The organism is Lentzea sp. NPDC003310 (assembly GCF_040610935.1).
GTDB lineage: Bacteria > Actinomycetota > Actinomycetes > Mycobacteriales > Pseudonocardiaceae > Lentzea.
Window position 1 is genome coordinate 173221 of sequence record NZ_JBEXNC010000004.1, and the last position, 19413, is coordinate 192633.

Sequence of the window (19413 nt, forward strand, 5' to 3'; positions counted from 1 at the left end):
TCGCTGATGGCCTGATCAGCCTGACTACGCGACCCGCTGGCCCTGCTCGCACAACGCTGTCGCGTTCTGCTCAGCGGCCTGCAACGCGACTGCCAGACGGTCGGCCATCATTGGCTTCACCTTGCTGCGAGCTTCGTCCAGGCTGTGGAAGCCGGCGGAGAGGATCTCGCCGTCCGTGAAGACCATGCCGACCAGATCGGTTTCGTCCAGCACACCACCGTCGAAGACGAACACCACACCCTCAGGGCGGGAGTCCTGAGGCCGCACGTAGTCCACCACGAGCAGCCGGCCCAGCGGCCGTTCCCACCCCACCTCTTCGGCGAGCTCACGGGTCGCCGCCGCCCACGGCGACTCGTCCGCTTCAACCGCGCCGCCGGGAATCTCCCAGTTCGGTTTGTAGGACGGCTCGAGCAACAGCACCCTGCCCGCCTTGTCGCGGAACAACACCCCGGCGGCCATGCGCTTGCGGGCCAAGCCGGCCACGTACTGCTCGACAGGCAGCACCTTGTCCGAAGACTCCGATGTGGTCACTCGTGGCACCCTAGCCAGCACAGTCACGGTGTTCTCAGCGGGGGCAATCACCCGATCGTGAATCCGTCGACGATCAGCGCTTGGTCGCAGGTAGAGGCCGTGATTGCGAGATTCGTGCCAGATCGATGCCAGATTCTTGAGCTGGCGCAGGTCAGCGGTCCTCGGTTATGTGATCGCGCCAGATCGTCGACATCATCCGCGTCCATGGCTCCAGCGGCGACGAGTTCATCGTTCTGTACTTGGCCAGGCGGTCAACGCAGTAGTGCGGACGCGGCAGCTCTGACCTGCTCGTCTTCGGTGAAGGAACGCCATCCTCCGGAGTAGGCGATCCGCTGCGGGTTGGCGATGATGGACTCCGCCATTGAACGGATACGTGCATCGACCACTCCGATGTCGACCAGGTGGCACAGGGCGGCGATGCGGGCAGGTAGGCAGTCGGCCTGTGCCAGAGGCTGCGACAGTTCGGTGAGAACAGCTGTGGCTTCGGCTGGATCGCCGGTGACCCGCCACAAGGCGTGAGCCGCCTCGGCCTGCATCCAGGGGTCAGCGGAGCGGGTCAACCCCCGCAGGGCGTCGGCGCACGCGGCGGCGTCGTGGCCGAGATCGGCGACCAACGCGATGGTGGTGTGCCGGGGCTCGGGTCGGGTCAGGTGGCGGGTCAAGGCGGTGAGGCCGAGGTCGGGGTCGGCGCCGGTGCGCCACAGCGTCCACGCCACAGCCGGAATGTCCACGTCACGAAGCAACGTTCGCGCTGCGTCCGCGGCCGCCGGGCCAATGGCTCCGATCGCTTTCGCTGCCTGAGCGCGGAGCTTCTCGTCGGCTGCCGCGTCCACGAGGGCGGGAAGCGCCGCGGCAGCGTCGGGGCCTTAGACCTCGACTACTTGACACAGGTCCGGGCGAGGTCCTGTCGGGCGGCGAGCGGGCCGAGCAGAACGTCGGCATGGCGGCGCAGCGGGATCAGCACCTCACAGATGGCCGGCTGAGCCAGCATGAGGATGTCCCGGCCGAAGTAGCTGCGCGTCGTGCTGAAACCCAGGCGATCGCCGGACAGTCGTTCCACCAGGCCGGGCAGACAGGCTGGATGGTTTTGGCGGGCCAGCGCCCACACCGCCGCGTCGCCGACGGTGGTCTGGACGCGGGTGTCTCGTAGCGCCGAATCCGTGGTGCGGGCGACCAGCTCATCAGCATGATCGGCAGCGTCGGAGCCCAGGCACGCGAGCAGGGCCGCCGCGCGGTATCGGACCTCGGGTGTGTCGTCGTCGAGACTCCTTGTCAGTAGCGGCAGGAGCCCGTCGGTGGCGGTGCGCCACTGGGCGAGCACCTGTTGTGCGTGCCCGAGGGCGGCCGTACGTCGTTGCGGGTCGTCGTCGCGGGCCGCCCCGATGGCGAAAGCGGTGGCCGCGACCGGATCAGCGGCAAGCAGAGCGCCGGTAGCGTGCACGATCGTGGCAGGTGTGCCGCCGATCCACGCGGAGTCCCGCCACAGCGCGGCGTCGGGGTTCAGCACTGCCCGGATCAGGGTTTCGACCTGGTGTGCCGCAACTGTCGGATCGGATTTGGCCAACGCGTGCACGGCGGCCAGGCGCAGCTGGAGATCGTCATCGGTCAGCAACGCGGTCAATTCGGCGCGCAGTGTCTCGTCCGACGTCCAGGCGCACGCGGTGCCCAATGCGAGCAGGAGATCGGCCTGGGTGACGTGGTCGGTCTCTACCGCCCAACGACGGCGCAGCGCAGTCACCGACTCGCGGTGCCGGATGCCGTCCGCCACGAGCAAAGTCGCTTCGCGACGCACGAGTACGTCCGAGTCGTCCAGCAACGGGAGTAGCCGAGGTCTGGTGGCTTCCAGCGCGGGCAGCCACCCGCGATCGACGAACCTGCCGGACACGGTGACAGCCTCGCGGGCCACTGAGCCGATCAGATTGACCACCTCGTGCCGATGGTGCACAGCACGGTCGCAGGCGAGGTCGGCCAGCAGCGGCAGCGCGGCCGACGCGGCGGAGCAGACCCAGCCACCTTGGTGGTAGAGCTTGTTGGACAGGTCGTCGAGTGCGTCGCACGCCGTCTCAGGGTCAGGATCGGCGCATGCCCGCAGCAGGTCCGGGATGTCCGAGGCGTCACCGTAGTTGTGGGTCAGTTCAGACCAGACGATGTGGTTTGTGATGTCCCCCATTCCAGAGACTGTAGGCAATGGGATCCGGAATATCCCAGAAGCACTCAGGGCTCTGCTGCACCAGGCAGCATCCGCCGCGAGACCCTCGACCACGTCCTCGTCACGGGAGAAGGTCACGCGCGCCATGTAATTGCGGCCTACCAAACGCACTACAACGAGCACCGGCCTCACCAGGCTCGCGACCAACGAGTGCCAATATGCAGCTTGAGATGCAGCGACGACTTTTCGTGCGGTACACGATCTGAACGCGCAGGCCCGCTACGTCAGGGTCCGTGTCGACGGAGGTACCGCCTGGACCATGATCGATGAGATCGATTCTTCGGGTCGGGCGTGCTGATTGCTGCGACGTGAGGGAAGGTGGGCGACGTGAAGGCTGCTCTGTCACAGATCGAGGAGATCCTGCGTGCGAAGGCACCGGTGACGCACAAGTCGTTGAGACCAGCCGCCCGGCCAGAAGTGTTCGACGCTCTGCGGTCACGCGTGGACATCCCCGCGGACGTCGCTGCCCTCTGGGAGTGGCACGACGGCACAGCAGCTGTGGGGGCGCTGGAAGTCGTGCCGCAGTTCGTGTTTCTTGACGTTGGTTCAGCCATTCGCTACTGGAACCTGTGGCGCGAAGCGAAAGTCAACTTCCCGCACGGGCCGTGGAGACCAGATTGGATCATCATCGGAGTTAACGGAACCGGCGGCGTCCTCGTCTGTGATCACGACGAGAACGTCTTTCTCGCAACGCCCGAGGCGGGTGAGTTCGTCCACCACCTGGCCACCTCATTCGACGAGGTGGTCCAGCGACTGCTCGCGGCGCTCCAGGACGGCGCGCTCTTCGACGGATTCACCGCAGCCTATGACGACGGTGAGCTGCGCTGGCTACTGCCGCACATGGGCTCCGCTGGAGCGTACGACTTGCGCTATTGCTACTCGGACCACCTGTGAGTAGCGGCTTGGCGCTGCTGCGAGAGAGGACGGCTAGGTACTGCCAGGCGGGCTCGGCCGTCGAGGTGCCCCTTCCTCGGCAATCGCAGGTCGTGATTGGGGAGCCTGCTTTTTTGGCGAGTATGACCGTTGGCACGAAAGCATCTTCAAAGGCGCTCCCGCACCTCCGCTGTTCTCTCATCGTCCTCAGAGGCCGGTTGCAGCGGGCGACGTAGGAGCTTGCCGCTGGTTGGGAGCGCACATCGGCAAGCGTTGGGGAGCAGAACCGTGCGTTGAACGTGCCCCAACGGTCCTCAACGTGGCTAAACCGACCCGGGCTGACCTGCAAGAGTTGCATTTCCGCAGGTCAGCACGGTGAGATGCCATAGCTGAACCACGGGGCGTCGACCAGGACGCGCAGGCGACCACTCGGGAACACGAAGATCAACCTATCGAGTTGATCTCCGTGCCCTTCCGTTCGCCCGTTCGGCCGCTAGAGGGTGTCGGCGACCTTGATCTTGCCCTCGACGATCTGCTGCTTGTAGCCCTCGAGGATGCCCTGCAACTTCGCGTCGATCTTGCCGCCCGACGTCGCGTAACCCATGCCGTTGGACTTGAGGTCGAAGACCTTGGGCAGCGACGCGAGGTCGTTCTTCGCGGCCGCGTGGAAGAAGTCGTACACGGCGACGTCCACGCGCTTGAGGCTCGACGCCACGATCACGTCGCGGTTCGCCGCGACCGCGGGCTGGTTGTACTGGTCGGCGTCGCAGCCGATCGCCAGCACGCCCGCCTGCTTCACCGCGGCGAACACGCCGATGCCGGACGCTCCCGCCGCCGGGTAGACGACGTCGGCGCCCTTGTCGATCAGGCCCTTCGCCGCCTCCTGGCCCTTGGGCGGGTCCTGGAAGCCGGTGAAGTCGCCGGCCGGGGTGATGTACTTCTTGTCGATCTGCACCTTCGGCGCGGCGGCCTTCGCGCCCTGGTTGTAGCCCGCCTCGAACTTCTGGATCAGCGGGATGTCCACGCCGCCGACGAAGCCGACGTGGCACTTCTTGCTCTGGTACGCGGCGACGACACCCGCGAGGAACGCGCCCTCGTGCTCGGCGAAGACCAGCGGCGTGACGTTCGCGGCGCCTTCGACGGCGGAGTCGACCAGGCCGAACTTGACGTTCGGGAACTCGGGGGCGACGACCTTGAGCGACTCGGTGTAGGCGAAGCCGACGCCGACGATCGGGTTGAAGCCCTCGGACGCGAGCTGGCGCAGGCGGGTCTGCTTCGCGGACTCGTCCTCGTTGGGCGCGGCGGAGAGCTCGCGGGTGTTCTCCTTCTTGACGCCCATGTCCTTGATCGCCTGGTCGAACCCGGCGGCGGCGAGGTCGTTGAACGACGCGTCGCCCCGGCCGCCGATGTCGTAGGCCAGACCGATCTTCAACGCGCTGCCGTCGACCTTGTCCCCGCTCGCCGCGGTGGTGCTGGACGTGGCGGGCGCGGTCGGGGGCGTCGAGAACTCACAGCCGCCGCCCGACGCGGCGGGCTGGGTACCGCCGCCCGAGTCCTTGGCACAGGCGCTCACCACCATGAGGCTGGTCAGCGCGATCGCGGCCACGGCGGTGCCACGCATACGACGACGCACGGTTCGTCTCCTCAAACTCGGCTTGGATGGGCGGACGCTACCTCGCACGCCGACCAAACCGGTTGAGAGTTCACGTACTGGGATCAAGCTGTTTACGGAACACGAGGAAGTCGCACGGGCACGCGAGGTGCGGCGCCAGGAACGGGTAGGCGTCCTCCAGCCGGTCCTTGCGCACGGGCACGTAGCCGATCCGCGTGTACCAGCCGCGCAGGAACTCCTTCACCGGGTGCTCCCACGTCTGCGGCACCAGCAGTTCCAGCTGCATCTGCGCGAACCCGCGCCCGCGGCCCCAGTCCTCGGCGAACGTCACCAGGTCCCGGCCGATGCCCGTGCCGCGTTCCTCGGGAGCGGCGACGAGCATGCCGAACTCGCCCACGCCGTCCTCGATCTCGTGCACGCGCACGGACCCCACGACACGGCCGCCCGCGCGGACAACCGCGATCTCGCCCGCCCTGATCAGGCCCGCGACCTCGGCCTCGGTGGTCCTGGCCTTGTTCTCGAGCCAGATCCCCTTCTCGGCGTCGGCGTACACGCGGTTGATCAGGGCGGTGATCTCCGCCGCCAGGGTGACGTCGGAGATCAGGACCGGCGTCACCACGGCGACGGCTGGGAGGTCTTCGCGAGCTCGTCGGCGTGCTGGAGCACCCCGAGCTCGCGCAGCATCCGGTCGCGCTGCACGGGGTCGTGCGCGACGTGCGAGGCGTGCAAAGCCCTGCGCAGCCTGGCTTTCCGCCGCGGCGTCCACCTGCTCGCGACGGACAGCCTCGCGGCGCGCAGGGCGGCCTTGTCGCGGGTGCGCGCGAGGGCGTCGCGGCCGTCGTCGCCGAGGTTCAGCAGCGACAGCAGCCGCTCGCGCAGCTCACGGCCGATGCGCGCCCACGTGGTGGTGCGCTGACGGGTCGCGCGGATCTCGATGCCGAGCGCGAGGTGCAGCATCACGAGACCCAGGACCGGGCCGAGCAGGACGCGCGCGAACCCGGCGACCGGGCCGGACAGGCTGAAGGCCGCGAAGGCGGCGAACGCCGTCAGCGCCCAGGCGACGAGGCGCGCGGGGCCGGGACTGCCGTTCTGCCGCACGCCGCCGCGCATGGCCCAGCCGCACGCGACCAGGGCCGCCTCCATGACGGAGAACAGGATGACGCGTTCGACGACGTCGGTGATGCCGAGGCGCTGCTCGAAGAAGCGCCACGAGGTGTCGACGCTGACGCCGATGCTCATGAGGGCGACGAGGTAGAAGCCCTTGGCGCCGGCGGGCTTCGTCGGCTGAGCCGCCTCGGGAACTGGGGGAGCGACCGGAGCCGGGGGAGCGGCCGGAGTCTGGGAGGTGACGGGAGCCGTTACGACGGTGCCGGCGGAGGCGTTCTCGGCCTCGTCGAGCTTCGCGATCAGCTCGGGCGTCAGCAGCACGTGACCCGCCGTGTCCGTCACGCCGTTGCGGGCGCGCCAGTCGTTCACGATCGGGGTGGCGTGCTGCCGGCTCGGCACGACCTGGCCCTGCTTGCTCAACCAGCGGCGGACGTCTTCGACCGTGCTGCCACGCGGCAGGTGCTCCAGCGCGTACACGATCTGCGCCTTCTTGGTCTTGAGACGTGCCAACTCGGCGTCGTGGCCGGTCTTGCCGCCGGCCTCGTCCGTGATCACTCGTGCTCTCCGTCTTCGTCGGGGGTGTACAGGGGGCACGCGGACCCGCAGGACCCTACCCGGCTACCGGGCGTGAACATCATCAGGTTTTCGACGTTGACACTGTCACGGTTGCAGTGTCACTATCGAGTGGTGTGGACGCTCGACGAACTGCTGGACCGCGTCTCCGCCGCGTTGACGGCGGAGTACTCGGGCGCGCCCAACGGCCGCGTCCGGGACGTGCCCGATCGGCGGGCCGTCCGCTGGTACGCGACGACGGGCCTGGTCGACAGACCGTCGGCCATGCGCGGCCGCACCGCGTTGTACGAGAAGCGCCACCTGCTCCAGCTGGTGGCGGTCAAGAGGCTCCAGTCGCAGGGGAGGACGCTGGCCGAGATCCAGACCGAACTGGCGGGCGCCACCGAGACGGCGCTCGCGACGATCGCCCGCGTGCCGGAGCACCTGCTCGCGTCGGGTGAGGCGCCGCCGCCGGAGGCTGTACGGCCGAGGTTCTGGGCCGCGCCCGCGGCACCTGCGGCAGCGCCGGTGCCAGTGGACGCACCCGCCCCACCAGCAGTCGCCCCACCCGCCCCACCTGCCGAGGCGTTCGCGCTCAACGGCGTCGCGCTTGGCGGCGGCGCCGTCGTCCTCGTGCCGGGGACACCGACCGACGCCGACCGCGCGGCCATCGCCGCCGCCGCCCGGCCACTGCTCGACCTGCTCGCCGCCCGCGGCCTGCTCAACGAAAGGGAAACCCCATGACCTTCTCCGTCGCCCCGATGAAGGCCGTCGAAGCCGACCGCATCGGCCGGACGACCGAGGACGCGGGTGTCGGCGCGCTGCGCACCGAACGCGGCAACCTGCCGCTCGAGCGCCTCGACGTGCGCGCCTCGGTCACCGGTCTGGTCGGCAGAACCGTGCTGACGGCCGGGTTCGTCAACACCTTCGACACCGCGCTCGAAGCCACCTACGTGTTCCCGCTGCCGGACCGCGCCGCCGTCACCGGCATGAAGATGACGGCCGGCGACCGCACCGTGGAGGCCGACCTGCAGGAGCGCGCGCAGGCCCGGCAGACCTACGACGACGCGATCGCGGCGGGCAAGCGGGCGTCGATCGTGGAGGAGGAGCGGTCGGACGTCTTCACCATGCGCGTGGGCAACATCCCCGCGGGCGAGCGGGTGACGGTCGAGCTCACCACGGTCGGGCCGCTGGTGTTCGAGGACGGCGCGGCCACGTTCCGGTTCCCGCTCGTGGTGGCGCCCCGGTACGTGCCGGGCACGGCGCTGCCGGGGCCGTCCGTCGGCGACGGGCACGCGCAGGACACGGACCTGGTGCCGGACGCCTCGCGGATCACGCCGCCGGTGCTGCTGCCCGGTTTCCCGAACCCCGTGCGGCTGGGGATCACCGTGGCCGTCGACCCGGCCGGGCTCACGCTGGGCGAGGTTCGGTCGAGCCTGCACACCGTGGTCACCGATGGCACCACCGTGTCGATCCGGCCGGGGGAGCGGGTCGACCGCGACTTCGTGCTGCGCCTGGCGTACGAGGGTGGCACGTCCGCGGTCGTCTGCGTGCCGGACGAGGACGGCGACGAGGGCACCTACCAGCTGACCGTGCTGCCTCCCGAGCCGTCGTCGCCGGTCCGGCCGCGCGACGTCGTGTTGCTGCTCGACCGCTCCGGCAGCATGTCGGGCTGGAAGATGGTCGCGGCCCGGCGCGCCGCCGCCCGCATCGTCGACACGCTGACCGCGGACGACACGTTCTCCGTGATCACCTTCGACGACCGCGTGGAACGGCCGGGAGACCTCGGTTCCGCCCTGGTCACGGGCACCGACCGGCACCGCTTCCGCGCCGTCGAGCACCTCGCGGGGGTGCAGGCGCGCGGCGGCACCGAGATGTACGAACCACTGCGCCAGGGCTTCGCACTGCTCGCCGACGCCGCCTCGGACCGCGATCCCGTCCTCGTGCTCGTCACCGACGGCCAGGTCGGCAACGAGGACCAGATGCTGCGCGACATCAGCCCGTTGATCAACCGCACGCGGATCCACGCGGTCGGCGTCGACTCCGCCGTCAACGCGGGCTTCCTCGGCAGGCTGGCCGCCGCCGGCGCGGGCCGCTGCGAGCTCGTCGAGAGCGAGGACCGCCTCGACGAGGCGATGACGCACATCCAGCGCCGCATCGGCGCGCCGGTCGTCACCGACGTCGTGGTCTCGCCCGGCTCCGACCTGCCCCGCCTGCCCACCGCGATCTACCCCGGGGTGCCGCTGGTGGCGTCCGGCCGGTACCGCGGCACCGCGCCGGAGCAGTACGTCGTGCGCGGCCGCACCCGCGACGGCGCGGACTGGCAGGAGACGGTGCCGGTGCTCACACAGGACACGCCGGCCGTCCGTGCGCAGTGGGCGCGCGCCGCGCTGCGCGACCTCGAAGACCGTTACGCCGCAGGCGATCGCACGCTGGAGCAGCAGATCGTGCAGACCTCGCTGAGGTTCGGCGTGCTCTGCCGCTTCACCGCGTTCGTGGCGGTGGACGAACGGGTCGTCGGCGACGGCACCGTGCACCGGGTCGTCCAGCCGGTCGAACAGCCCGCGGGCTGGGAGATGCCGGGCATCCCGATGGCGGCCCCGATGGTGAGCTTCGCCGCCGCCCCGGCGGGCGCGTTCGGTGCCCCGCCGCCTCCCGCGCCGATGGCACCGGGCGGCGCGCCGATGATGCGCGGCGGCGCACCGAAGCGCATGCGCGTCTCCGCTCCCGCGGAGATGCCGCCGCCCGCGGACACGGGCGACCTGCGCGACGTCGTGACGCGCGAGATCCAGCGCCTGGAACAGGACGCGGCACTGCCCGAGTGGGAACGCCGCGACCTGCTCGCCGACCTGGCCAGCCGCCTCGGCATCCTCGTCGGCGCCCGCACCGGCGCCGGGCACGACCGCCTGCGCGGCCTGCTGGCGGAGATCACGGCGGGTGGGGACGTGGACCGCCTGTGGGCGCGTGCTCTGGAGGTGCTGCGCGAGTTCGTGGGCGACGCGCCCGAGCCCGAGCGCCGGCGGAGGTTCTGGCGCTGATCGGCCGATTGCCCGCGTGACCCTTCTCCCGCAACGCTTTCCCGGTGAGCGCGTTCGGGGAGTGGACGACGGCCGAGGGCCTGCCCGCGTTCGAGTACCGGGCAGGCCCCCGGCCGTGGGACCGGATCATCGACCCGCCGACGTCGCGGCACCAGGTGCACGTCGGCAACCGCCGCCTGACCCTGGCCGTCGGGAGCGACGGGCTCTGCGGGGTGTGGGACGAGCACCTGGGCTGCCGGTGGCTGGCCGAGCACACGGGCATCGCGCGGTTCGGTGCGGTGTCGACGGACGCGGCGGCGGTGAAGCTGTTCGGCCCCACGTTCTTCCGGCTCTCCGTCGGAGGGGTGGAGCGGACGGTGCTGTGCCCGGAGGGGGACGTGCCGTGGGTGCTGATCCGGGTCCGCGTGACCAACCAGGGTGACGAGGTGCTGCGCGGGGAGCTCAGCGAGGAGTGGGAGGTGCGGCCCCGCGAGGTGAACCTGGAGTTCGGTCCGGTGCGGGGGGAGGCGCCGCCGGATCCGGACGTGGTGGGGCTGCAGCGGTGGGGTGGGGAGCGGGTGGGGACCGCAGGCGGGCCGCTGCGGGTGGAGACCACCGCAGGGGTGCTGCGGGTGGGGGCCTGGCTGGAGTTGGGGCCGGGGGAGCGGGAGGTGGTGTGGTTCCGGTTCGGGCTGCTGGACGGCCCCGCCTGGGACCCGGCCACCGCGGCATCGCCCGCCACCGCACCCACCGACCCCGCCACCCTCTACGCCTCCACCCTCGCGGCCCAGCGCGCCCGCCTCCTCACCCCGATCCACCCCCTCCCACCCACCACCCCACCCGAGGTGGCCACCGAACTCCCCTGGCACCTGGCCCTCCTCACCGGCGGTGCCTGCCAGGACGGCCTCCTCGGCGGCCACACCCTCGACCAGGGCTCGGCCTACTCCTTCCGCCACGGCTTCAACGGCGCCGCGAGAGACCCCCTGCAACACGCCCTCCCGCTGGCCCACCTCGAACCCGACCTCGCGCTGTCGGTCCTGCGCAACACCTGCGCCTGGGGCAGCCCGGACGGCGACCTGCCCTACGCGCTCGACGGCCGCAAGCAGCCGTGGACCACGCTCTTCCGCCCCTCCGACCAGAACCTCTGGGCCCTCTGGCTCGCTGCGGAGTACGCCGCGGCCACCGGCGACGTGGCCGCGTTCGCCGAACCCGTGCCGTACCACCCGTGTCACGGCGCCGAACCGGTCCCGCTGGCCGAAAACCTGCGGCGCCAATTCAGGTTCCTCACCGACGTCGTCGGCACGGGTGACCACGGGCACGTCCGCATCCTCAACGCCGACTGGAACGACCTGGCGATCACCGAGTCCGGAGTGGACCGCGACGTGATGATCGACCGGGGCGAGTCGGTGCTGAACTCCGCCATGGCCGCCTGGGTCCTCCCGGTCTACGCGGCACTTGCCGAGCGGCTGGGCGACGGCGCCACCGCGAACGAAGCGCGCGCCAAGGCCGAAGACCTGCGGCGGAGGGTCGCGGACGAGTGGAACGGCCGGTGGTTCCGGCGCGCGTACGGGCCGGGCGCCGTCGTCGGTGACCACGACCTGTGGCTGGAGGTGCAGCCGTGGGCGATCCTCTGCGGCGCCGCGACTGGAGACCAAGCACGCGCGTTGCTGCGCACGATCGACGAGACCTGCCGGGCCGGCTCGCCGCTGGGCGCGCGGCACCGCGAGGACGGCCAGGTGTGGTTCTCCGTCAACATGACCCTCGTGTGGGCGGCCTCCAGATACGACCCGGACTTGGCGTGGGACGAGTGGCGGCGCATGACGCTGCACGCGCACACGGCCGCCTATCCGGACGTGTGGAGCGGCACTCTGTCTGGACCGGACTGCTACCTCGCGCCGGAGAGCGACAGACCGGGGGAGACGTGGGCGCTGCCCGAGTTCGGCACCGCGATGCAGGCCTACCCCGTCGCGAACCTGCACAGCCACTCCCAGCCGTTGCTCGCCTACCTGAGGTTGCAGGGGATCGAACCGCGCGTACCACTTTCCGGTGAACGGGCGTGACGAACGCGCGCCCGCGACCGTCCTGAGTGGACAACCCCGCACCGAGGAGCGCACCACGTTGTCCAGCCGCAGCCATCGAGTCGTCCAGTTGCGCACGCCCCTGTCCGAGGACGAGCGGCTCTCGCTCGTCGAGCAGACCGTCCTGTGCCACCCCGCCGTGCAGGCCGTCGAGATCGAGCCCGGTGCCGAGATCCGGGCCGAGGTGGTGGTGTGGCGCGGGAGTTCGCCGCAGCGGGTCGTGCACGACATCGCCGCGGCGCTCGACGCCGTGTGCCCGGACGTCGCCGTGTGCGTGAGCGTCGCGGGCGTCGCCTACAAGCGGCGGGCGACCGTGCTCTACTCGGTTTACAAATAGGCGGCTGTTGTCAAACCCGCTTTACATGTCCTACCGTTCTGTCAACCTCCCGGAGGAGTTGGCATGAGCGACAAGAAGGCAACGGTGCCCGTCGGCTCAACCGAGCAGTGGACGGACGGCAAGCGGTACCTGTGGTTGCTGGGGCTGGTCGTGCCGTCCCTGGCGTTCCTCGCGATCGGGCTGCACGCGGCCACGGGCTGGGGCGTGTGGTTCTGGATCGGCCCGATCGTGGTGCTGGTCATCGTCCCGGCGATCGACCTCGTCGCCGGGCTCGACCGCGCCAACCCGCCCGACGACGTGATCGAGCGGCTGGAGAACGACCGCTACTACCGGTGGATCACCTACCTGTTCCTGCCGATCCAGTACGCCGGGTTCGTGGCGGCGTTCTGGCTGATCGCGCGCGGCGACCTGGCCGTGGTCGACAAGATCGGGCTCGCGGTGTCGATCGGGTGCATCGGCGGCATCGGCATCAACACGGCGCACGAGCTGGGGCACAAGAAGGAGAGCCACGAGCGGTGGCTGTCGAAGATCGCGCTGGCGCAGAGCTTCTACGGCCACTTCTACATCGAGCACAACCGCGGTCATCACGTGCGGGTCGCGACGCCCGAGGACCCGGCGAGCAGTCGTGTGGGGGAGAGCTTCTACCGGTTCTGGCCGCGCACGGTCGCCGGGTCGGTCGCGTCGGCGTGGCGGCTCGAGCGCAAGCGGTACGCCCGGCGCGACCGGCATCCGTACCGGCTGGGCAACGACGTGCTCAACGCGTGGCTCATGTCGGCGGTGCTGTGGACGGCCATGATCGCGTGGCTCGGCTGGGGGATCCTGCCCTACCTGCTGGTGCAGGCGGTGATCGGCTTCTCGCTGCTGGAGGTCGTGAACTACATGGAGCACTACGGGATGCTGCGGCAGATGGTCGGGGCGCCCGGACGCCGCCGGTACGAGCGCGTCGACCCCAGCCACAGCTGGAACTCCAACAACATCGCCACGAACGTCCTGCTCTACCACCTGCAGCGGCACAGCGACCACCACGCCAACCCGACCCGGCGCTACCAGACGCTGCGCGACTTCGCGGAGTCCCCGGTGCTGCCGACCGGCTACGCGGGCATGATCCTGCTGGCCCTGGTGCCGCCCGTGTGGCGGCGCGTCATGGACCCGAGGGTGAAGGCCCACTTCGGCGGCGACATCGGCCTCGCCAACATCCAGCCGGCCAAGCGCGCGAAGGTGCTCGCCCGTCACGGCGGTACCGGCACCACCGAGATCGTCGAGGCGGACAGCCGGGGCGATGCGACCGCGGGCGGCATGTGCCCCGGCTGCGGGTACGTCTACGACGAGAGGACCGGCGATCCGCGTGAGGGCTTCCCGGCCGGCACGGCGTGGGCGGACATCCCCGACTCGTGGTGCTGCCCGGACTGCGGCGTGCGCGAAAAGATCGACTTCGTCGCGCCGGGCCGCGTGACGTCCGCCTAGGATCACGGGCATGGGCGGGACATCGGAAGCGGCGGCCGGTCGCCGGCAGCCGATCGTCGAGACGGCGATCGAGATGACCGCCCGCGACGGCTGGGCCGCGGTCACCATGACGCGGCTCGCCGAGCAGGTCGGCGTCAGCCGTCAGACCGTCTACAACGAGATCGGCTCGAAGAACGCGCTCGCCGACGCCATGCTCGCGCACGAGCTCGGCCGGTTCCTCACGGCGATCGGCGCCGCGTTCGACCGCCACCCCGCCGACCTGGTCGAGGCGATCCACGACGCCGTCCGCGACGTCCTCGACCTCGCGAAGGGCAACCTCCTGGTCCGCGCCATCGCCTCCGCGACGCACGGCGCCGACACCGAGCTGGTCCCGCTGCTCACCACCCAGGCCGAGACCCTGCTGGTTGAGGTGAAGGCGATGCTCGCGGCCCGCGTCGAGGCGTACCGGACCGGCCTGAGCGGCGAGCAGATCGACGTGCTGATCGACCTCATGACCCGCACGGTGCTCAGCCACGTCGTCCAGCCGACCGGCACCCCCGCCGCCACCGCCGACGGCCTCGCGTGGCTCGCGTCACGTGTGCTCGCGGAGCCCGCGAGGAAACCGCTGCGGTACGGCTGACGAACACCAGAGGTGACCACCGTGCTCGACACCATCGCGGACCGGCTCGTCGTACCCGGCTACTCGAGGCTGGGCTACCGCCTGCGGCGCGGGAGCTGGACCGACCCCGCGCCGGACGCGCTGCGCGGCGCCAGGGCCGTCGTGACCGGCGCCGGCTCCGGCATCGGCCAGGCCACGGCGCTGGGGCTCGCGCAGCTCGGCGCGGACGTCGTGCTGGTGGTGCGCGACGAGCGCAAGGGCGAGGCGGCGCGCGCCGAGATCACGGCGGCGGTGCCGGGGGCGACCGTCGAGGTGCGGCTCTGCGACCTGTCGGACCTGGACTCCGTGCGCCGGTTCGCCGCCGAGATCGACCGGCTGGACGTCCTGGTGCACAACGCCGGGGTCCTGCCGGAGAAGCGGATCGAGACCGGCGCCGGCCACGAGCTCACGTTCGCCACGCACGTCCTCGGCCCGCTGCTGCTGACCGACCTGCTGCGCGCGAAGCTCGCGGCCGCGCCGGACCCGCGCGTCGTGTTCGTCTCGTCCGGCGGCATGTACACGCAGCGCCTGCGCGCCGACGACCCCGAGTACCGCGAGGGCACCTACAAGGGCGCGACCGCCTACGCGCGCACGAAACGCATGCAGGTCGTGCTCGTGCCGTTGCTGACCGAGCGCTACGCCCAGGACGGCATCAAGGTGCACGGCATGCACCCCGGCTGGGCCGACACGCCGGGCGTCGCCGGGTCGCTGCCGGGGTTCCACCGCCTGACCAGGGCCTTCCTCCGCACCCCGGAGGAAGGCGCCGACACGGTCGTCTGGCTGGCCGCGACCAACCCCGCACCCGGACGCTTCTGGCACGACCGCCGGGAACGCCCCACCCACGTGCTGCCCACCACCGGCGAGAAGCCCGAGGACGTGGTCGCGTTCTGGCAGTACTGCACCAGCGCGGCCGGGATCCTGCCTTAGAGGACGATCTTCTGGTACTGCTCGCGGTCCATGTCGTGGACCTCCAGCGACACCTGGGTCGGCAGTCCCTCCACGGGCTTGAGGTGGTCGCGCGCGAGCCCGATCACCACCTGCCCGACCTCCTGCTTGAGCTCGACCGGCCGACCCTGGAGCAGCCCGACCCGGATGTGGACCATCGCTGCGGGGGAGCCGTCGCCGATGACCGACTCCTCGATCCGGCGGAACCGCGTCTTGAACGCCGCCACCTCCGCGCTCACCAGTGGCCCGACGGTCCGGTGCAGGGCGAGCGCGAAACCGCGGCGGTCGAAGCCGTCGCCCAGTTCGGCGGAGTACTCGACGGTGATCTGTGGCATGTGCTCAACCTACCGGCGCGACGGCGACGAGGAGTTCCGTCTCGAGGCGTAGGCGGAACCCCAGTTTCTCGTACAGCCGGATCGCACCGGTGTTGGACGCGAGCACGTGCAGGAACGGCGTCTCGCCGCGCTCCCGGATGCCGTGCGCGACGGCCAGCAGCAACCGCGTGCCCAGCGCCTGGCCACGCGCGTCCGGATGCGTGCAGACGGCGCTGATCTCGGTGTGGCCGGGGACGCGCATCCGCTCGCCCGCCATCGCGACCAGCCGGCCCTCGTGGCGCACGCCGAGGTACGTGCCCATCTCGATGGTGCGGGCCAGGAACGGACCGGGGCGGGTGAGCTCGGCCAGCGCGATCATCTCCGGCACGTCCGCGGTGGTCAGGCGGACCGCCGCGGGTTCCGGTGCCGCCACGACGTCGTCGCCGACGTGCTGCAGCAGCGGCAGGCGGTTCTCGACCTGCCACCCGTCGGGCGGGGTGAGGCCCGTGACCAGGGCGCGCGGGGCGAGTGCCGCGAGGTCGAGCCAGTCCGCCCCGGTCGGTTCGTCCGGCAGTGCGACGAACGGCGACATGTCGGCCGGGTAGCGCAGCACCTCGCCCTTGCGCTCGGCGAAGTGCGCGTGCGGTCCGGTCAGCGCCGAGCGGACGACGTGGTCGAGCGGGTTCACGACAGCGGCTCCAGCAGACGGTGCGGGGTGGTCAGCGAGGCCGACACCGGATCGGCGTTCGCGGTGTCGGGGTCGTAGCCCGGGCCCGGTTCGATGGTGACGTCGGCGGGCGGGACGACCTCGCCGCAGACCGAGCAGCGGCTCGCACCGTCGAGGCGGCCGCCGTCGGCCTCGTGCCGGAACGTGCGCTTGTCGCCGCCGGGGGAATAGTGCTCGTCGCCCCACGCCATCATCGCGCGCATCACCGGCCAGAGCCCGATCCCCTTGGCGGTCAACACGTACTCGCCGTCGGTGTGGTCGAGCACGCCCTCCTGCACGAGGAACCTCAGGCGGGTGGTCAGGACGGCGCGCGGGATGCCGAGCTGGGTCGCGAAGTCGCCGAACCGGCGGATCCCGAAGAACGCGTCGCGGACGATCAGCAGCGTCCAGCGCTCGCCGACGATCTCCAGCGAGCGCGCCAGCGAGCAGTTGCGGTCCGCGTAGGTGCTGGGCAGTGCCATGGCTCCCACTGTAGTTCATTCACTGAACTGGCGTGCTACCGTACGGCTAGTTCAGTGAATGAACTACCCGACGAGAGAGGTCTCCGCCATGTACCAGTTCCTGGTGTCGTTCACCGTCCAGCCTGCGCACCGGGAGGACTTCGTGAAGATCGCCCGCAGGACCGCCGAGGACTCCCTCGCGACCGAACCGGGCTCGCTGCGGTTCGAGGTGATCGTGGACGAGGACGACCCGAACCTCTTCTACCTCAACGAGACCTACGCCGACGTCGAGGCGTTCCAGGCCCACGCGGGCGGTCCGCACTTCGGCGCGTTCTTCGCCGAGGCGAGCGCGTACGCCGAGGGTCCGCACTGGCTGATGAAGGGCACCGTGGCCGCCTGATGACGACCGAACGCCAGCGCACCGTCACCTGGGCGGATCCAGGCCAGACCGCCACGCTCGCCCGGACCACGCCGGGGCTCGACCTCCTGCGCGCCATCGCGTCCGGCGAGATCCCACCGCCGCCGATCGCCGAGCTGATCGGCGCGCGGATGGTGTCCGCGGACAAGGGCTCGGTCGTGTTCACCTTCGAACCCGCCGAGTTCCACTACAACCCGATCGGCTCGGTGCACGGCGGCGTGCACGCGACCATGCTCGACACGGCGGCGGGGTGCGCGGTGCACTCGACGCTGCCCGCCGGCACCGGCTACACGAGCCTCGACCTCGCCGTGCGGTTCCTCCGTCCGATCACGACGGACACCGGCACCGTCACCTGCGTCGGATCCGTTGTCCAGCAGGGCAGGCGGACCGCGCTCGCCGAAGCACGCCTCGTCGACGGAGCCGGACGCCTGCTGGCCACCGCGACGAGCACCTGCCTGATCCTCGCGGAGGAGAAGAGTTGAACAAGATTCTCGTCACCGGTGCCACCGGACGACACGGCGGCACCGGCGCGCACGTGGTGCGGAGGCTGCGCGAGGAGGGCGGGGACGTCCGCGTGCTCGCCCGCTCGCGCAGCGGTCGCACCGAGGCCCTCGAAGCGCTCGGCGCGGAGGTGGTGCTCGGCGACCTGCGGGACCGCCGGAGCATCGTGCCGGCGTTGCGGGACGTCGAGCAGGTCTACTTCACCTACCCGATCGACGCCGGGGTGATCGCGGCGGCGGCCAACTTCGCCGCCGCCGCAAGGGAATCCGGCACGGCACCACGCACGGTCGTGATGTCGATGGGACCGGCGCACCCCGGCCACCCCAGCCCGCGCGGGCGGGACCAGTGGCTCGCCGAGGAGGTCCTGCAGTGGGCCGGGCTCGACGTGCTGGTGCTGCGCGTCGCGGCGGCGTTCCACGAGAACGTCCCGGCCCTGCACGGGAGGTCGGTCCGCGAGGAGGGCGTGATCCGCAACTGCTTCGGCGACGGCCCGGTCGCGTGGATCAACGGCGCGGACGCGGCGGAGCTGGCCGTGGCGGCGCTGCTGCACCCGGACCGGTTCACCGCGCCGGTCTGCTACCCGGTCGGCGCGGAGGAGCTGAGCCACCACGAGATCGCGGCGGTGCTCGCCGAGCGGTTCGGCCGGCCCGTGCGGTTCGAACCGGTCTCGGCCGAGCGGTGGCACCGCGAACTGGTGGCGCTGTCCGAAGTGGACGACGTGGTGAACCCGGACATGGCCGGGCACATCACGTCGGTCGCCCGGCGGGTCGCGGAGCACGGGTCGACGATGGCGGCGGACCGGGCGGCGCTGGCGCTGCTGATCGGCCGCGAACCGGTGACCTTCCGGGAGTTCGCGCAGACCCTCTGACGGTCCGGGATCAGCCGTTGAGCGCGGCGACGACCTGGTCGTAGTCGCCGCGCGCCTCGCCGTAGCGCAGGAACTTCACCCGCTCGACCTGGATCTCGCGGACGTCGGGCTGCGTCTCGATGATGCCCACGACCTCGGCGATGTACTCGTCGAGCGGCATGGCGTGCTCGTTCTCGGCGTGGCCCGGCATCAGGTCGGTCCGCACGGCCGGCGGCTCCAGCTCCACGACCTTCACCGCCGTGTCGGCGAGCTGCAGGCGCAGGGTCTCGCTGAGCATGTGGACGAAGGCCTTGGACGCGTTGTAGCTCGGCGTGATCTTCAACGGCGTGAACGCGAGTCCGGACGAGACGGTCATGATCGTGGCGTCCGGCAGCGTCTGGAAGTGCTCGACGAACGCGGCGATCAGCCGGACCGGGCCCAGCACGTTGGTCGTGACGATGCCCTCGGCGGAGTCCAGGAACGACTCGGGGCGGTGCCAGTCCTCGGCGCGCATGACGCCCGCCATCGTGATCAGCACGTTGATCGACGGGAAGCGCGCGATGACGTCCTTGGCGGCGGCCTCGATGCTCGCGGGGTCGGCGGTGTCGATCCGGACGGTCTCGACACCGGGGTGCTCGGCGGCGATCTGCTCGAGCAGCTCGGTGCGCCGGCCGCCCACGACCACGGTGTTGCCGCGCTCCCGCAGCGCGAGGGCGAGCGCCAGGCCGATGCCGCTGGTGGCGCCGGGGATGAAGACGGTGTTTCCGGTGATGTCCATGGCACCGAGCTTCTGCCGTCGCGCGG

At 70.8% G+C, this 19413-nt stretch carries 22 protein-coding genes; 12 read left to right on the top strand and 10 right to left on the bottom strand.

Annotated features, from left to right (window positions below):
- Positions 1–24 precede the first annotated feature (24 nt).
- The 3 genes from ABZX02_RS08350 to ABZX02_RS08360 all read right to left on the bottom strand — a co-directional run bounded on the left by ABZX02_RS08350 (position 25) and on the right by ABZX02_RS08360 (position 2701).
- Entirely contained in the window at positions 25–531 is a 507-nt protein-coding gene (locus ABZX02_RS08350; protein WP_355296109.1) for an NUDIX hydrolase, read from the bottom strand.
- 251 nt (positions 532–782) lie between these two features.
- The gene (locus ABZX02_RS08355) at positions 783–1262 is read right to left on the bottom strand and encodes a hypothetical protein (protein WP_355296111.1); all 480 of its coding nucleotides are present in this window, start codon (positions 1260–1262) and stop codon (positions 783–785) included.
- 146 nt (positions 1263–1408) lie between these two features.
- A complete protein-coding gene (locus ABZX02_RS08360) occupies positions 1409–2701 on the bottom strand; it encodes a hypothetical protein (RefSeq protein ID WP_355296112.1) in 1293 nt (430 codons plus the stop codon).
- Here ABZX02_RS08360 and ABZX02_RS08365 point away from each other — a divergent pair.
- Positions 2681–3010 (top strand): integrase core domain-containing protein, encoded by a 330-nt coding sequence (locus tag ABZX02_RS08365; protein ID WP_355296113.1) that lies wholly within the window; start codon positions 2681–2683, stop codon positions 3008–3010. The two genes, ABZX02_RS08360 and ABZX02_RS08365, sit on opposite strands and share 21 nt — an antisense overlap.
- A gap of 57 nt (positions 3011–3067) precedes the next feature.
- Positions 3068–3634 carry a hypothetical protein gene (locus tag ABZX02_RS08370; RefSeq protein WP_355296115.1) on the top strand — a complete coding sequence of 189 codons (567 nt, stop codon included), beginning with the start codon at positions 3068–3070 and terminating at the stop codon, positions 3632–3634.
- Positions 3635–4106: 472 nt separating this feature from the next.
- Here ABZX02_RS08370 and ABZX02_RS08375 read toward each other — a convergent pair whose 3' ends face one another.
- From ABZX02_RS08375 to ABZX02_RS08385, 3 genes are all read right to left on the bottom strand, one after another.
- Positions 4107–5234: a BMP family ABC transporter substrate-binding protein gene (locus ABZX02_RS08375; protein ID WP_355296724.1), complete on the bottom strand. Its 1128-nt coding sequence runs from the start codon at positions 5232–5234 to the stop codon at positions 4107–4109.
- An 82-nt stretch (positions 5235–5316) separates the two neighbouring features.
- On the bottom strand, positions 5317–5841 hold the full coding sequence (locus ABZX02_RS08380; RefSeq protein WP_355296117.1) for a GNAT family N-acetyltransferase: 525 nt from the start codon (positions 5839–5841) through the stop codon (positions 5317–5319).
- Positions 5838–6887: a hypothetical protein gene (locus tag ABZX02_RS08385; protein WP_355296119.1), complete on the bottom strand. Its 1050-nt coding sequence runs from the start codon at positions 6885–6887 to the stop codon at positions 5838–5840. Before ABZX02_RS08385 ends, ABZX02_RS08380 begins: the two co-directional genes overlap by 4 nt.
- A gap of 132 nt (positions 6888–7019) precedes the next feature.
- Between ABZX02_RS08385 and ABZX02_RS08390 the strand changes: the two genes are divergently transcribed.
- From ABZX02_RS08390 to ABZX02_RS08420, 7 genes are all read left to right on the top strand, one after another.
- Complete coding sequence (locus ABZX02_RS08390) at positions 7020–7628, top strand: MerR family transcriptional regulator (RefSeq protein WP_355296120.1); 609 nt, start codon at positions 7020–7022, stop codon at positions 7626–7628.
- Positions 7625–9922, top strand: a complete 2298-nt coding sequence (locus ABZX02_RS08395; protein WP_355296122.1) for a VIT domain-containing protein — start codon at positions 7625–7627, stop codon at positions 9920–9922. Before ABZX02_RS08390 ends, ABZX02_RS08395 begins: the two co-directional genes overlap by 4 nt.
- Positions 9923–9966: 44 nt before the next feature.
- Positions 9967–11961, top strand: a complete 1995-nt coding sequence (locus ABZX02_RS08400; protein ID WP_355296124.1) for a hypothetical protein — start codon at positions 9967–9969, stop codon at positions 11959–11961.
- A complete protein-coding gene (locus ABZX02_RS08405; protein ID WP_355296126.1) occupies positions 11948–12316 on the top strand; it encodes a hypothetical protein in 369 nt (122 codons plus the stop codon). The genes ABZX02_RS08400 and ABZX02_RS08405 overlap by 14 nt, the downstream gene beginning before the upstream one ends.
- Before the next feature lie 63 nt (positions 12317–12379).
- Positions 12380–13780 (top strand): fatty acid desaturase, encoded by a 1401-nt coding sequence (locus ABZX02_RS08410; RefSeq protein ID WP_355296128.1) that lies wholly within the window; start codon positions 12380–12382, stop codon positions 13778–13780.
- Between the two features lie 10 nt (positions 13781–13790).
- The gene (locus ABZX02_RS08415) at positions 13791–14399 is read left to right on the top strand and encodes a TetR family transcriptional regulator (protein WP_355296130.1); all 609 of its coding nucleotides are present in this window, start codon (positions 13791–13793) and stop codon (positions 14397–14399) included.
- A 21-nt stretch (positions 14400–14420) separates the two neighbouring features.
- The gene (locus ABZX02_RS08420; protein WP_355296132.1) at positions 14421–15344 is read left to right on the top strand and encodes an SDR family NAD(P)-dependent oxidoreductase; all 924 of its coding nucleotides are present in this window, start codon (positions 14421–14423) and stop codon (positions 15342–15344) included.
- On the opposite strand, the gene ABZX02_RS08425 is transcribed toward ABZX02_RS08420, so the two are convergent.
- From ABZX02_RS08425 to ABZX02_RS08435, 3 genes are read right to left on the bottom strand one after another with little or no spacing between them, the layout of a single operon-like run.
- Positions 15341–15697 carry a hypothetical protein gene (locus ABZX02_RS08425; RefSeq protein WP_355296134.1) on the bottom strand — a complete coding sequence of 119 codons (357 nt, stop codon included), beginning with the start codon at positions 15695–15697 and terminating at the stop codon, positions 15341–15343. The genes ABZX02_RS08420 and ABZX02_RS08425 overlap by 4 nt on opposite strands.
- Before the next feature lie 4 nt (positions 15698–15701).
- Positions 15702–16364 (bottom strand): GNAT family N-acetyltransferase, encoded by a 663-nt coding sequence (locus ABZX02_RS08430; protein WP_355296136.1) that lies wholly within the window; start codon positions 16362–16364, stop codon positions 15702–15704.
- Positions 16361–16864 (bottom strand): helix-turn-helix domain-containing protein, encoded by a 504-nt coding sequence (locus ABZX02_RS08435; protein ID WP_355296138.1) that lies wholly within the window; start codon positions 16862–16864, stop codon positions 16361–16363. Before ABZX02_RS08435 ends, ABZX02_RS08430 begins: the two co-directional genes overlap by 4 nt.
- An 88-nt stretch (positions 16865–16952) precedes the next feature.
- Here ABZX02_RS08435 and ABZX02_RS08440 point away from each other — a divergent pair, with 88 nt between their 5' ends.
- From ABZX02_RS08440 to ABZX02_RS08450, 3 genes are read left to right on the top strand one after another with little or no spacing between them, the layout of a single operon-like run.
- The gene (locus tag ABZX02_RS08440; protein ID WP_355296139.1) at positions 16953–17243 is read left to right on the top strand and encodes a putative quinol monooxygenase; all 291 of its coding nucleotides are present in this window, start codon (positions 16953–16955) and stop codon (positions 17241–17243) included.
- The gene (locus ABZX02_RS08445; protein WP_355296141.1) at positions 17243–17743 is read left to right on the top strand and encodes a PaaI family thioesterase; all 501 of its coding nucleotides are present in this window, start codon (positions 17243–17245) and stop codon (positions 17741–17743) included. The genes ABZX02_RS08440 and ABZX02_RS08445 overlap by 1 nt, the downstream gene beginning before the upstream one ends.
- Positions 17740–18630, top strand: a complete 891-nt coding sequence (locus ABZX02_RS08450; RefSeq protein ID WP_355296143.1) for an NmrA family NAD(P)-binding protein — start codon at positions 17740–17742, stop codon at positions 18628–18630. The genes ABZX02_RS08445 and ABZX02_RS08450 overlap by 4 nt, the downstream gene beginning before the upstream one ends.
- A 10-nt stretch (positions 18631–18640) precedes the next feature.
- On the opposite strand, the gene ABZX02_RS08455 is transcribed toward ABZX02_RS08450, so the two are convergent.
- A complete protein-coding gene (locus ABZX02_RS08455) occupies positions 18641–19387 on the bottom strand; it encodes an SDR family NAD(P)-dependent oxidoreductase (protein WP_355296145.1) in 747 nt (248 codons plus the stop codon).
- Between the last annotated feature and the right edge of the window lie 26 nt (positions 19388–19413).

Coding starts and splice junctions, on each gene's coding strand:
- ABZX02_RS08360 (WP_355296112.1), bottom strand. CDS start 2,701: ATGGGGGACATCACAAACCACATCGTCTGGTCTGAACTGACCCACAAC.
- ABZX02_RS08375 (WP_355296724.1), bottom strand. CDS start 5,234: ATGCGTGGCACCGCCGTGGCCGCGATCGCGCTGACCAGCCTCATGGTG.
- ABZX02_RS08395 (WP_355296122.1), top strand. CDS start 7,625: ATGACCTTCTCCGTCGCCCCGATGAAGGCCGTCGAAGCCGACCGCATC.
- ABZX02_RS08410 (WP_355296128.1), top strand. CDS start 12,380: ATGAGCGACAAGAAGGCAACGGTGCCCGTCGGCTCAACCGAGCAGTGG.
- ABZX02_RS08415 (WP_355296130.1), top strand. CDS start 13,791: ATGGGCGGGACATCGGAAGCGGCGGCCGGTCGCCGGCAGCCGATCGTC.
- ABZX02_RS08425 (WP_355296134.1), bottom strand. CDS start 15,697: ATGCCACAGATCACCGTCGAGTACTCCGCCGAACTGGGCGACGGCTTC.
- ABZX02_RS08435 (WP_355296138.1), bottom strand. CDS start 16,864: ATGGCACTGCCCAGCACCTACGCGGACCGCAACTGCTCGCTGGCGCGC.
- ABZX02_RS08440 (WP_355296139.1), top strand. CDS start 16,953: ATGTACCAGTTCCTGGTGTCGTTCACCGTCCAGCCTGCGCACCGGGAG.
- ABZX02_RS08445 (WP_355296141.1), top strand. CDS start 17,243: ATGACGACCGAACGCCAGCGCACCGTCACCTGGGCGGATCCAGGCCAG.
- ABZX02_RS08455 (WP_355296145.1), bottom strand. CDS start 19,387: ATGGACATCACCGGAAACACCGTCTTCATCCCCGGCGCCACCAGCGGC.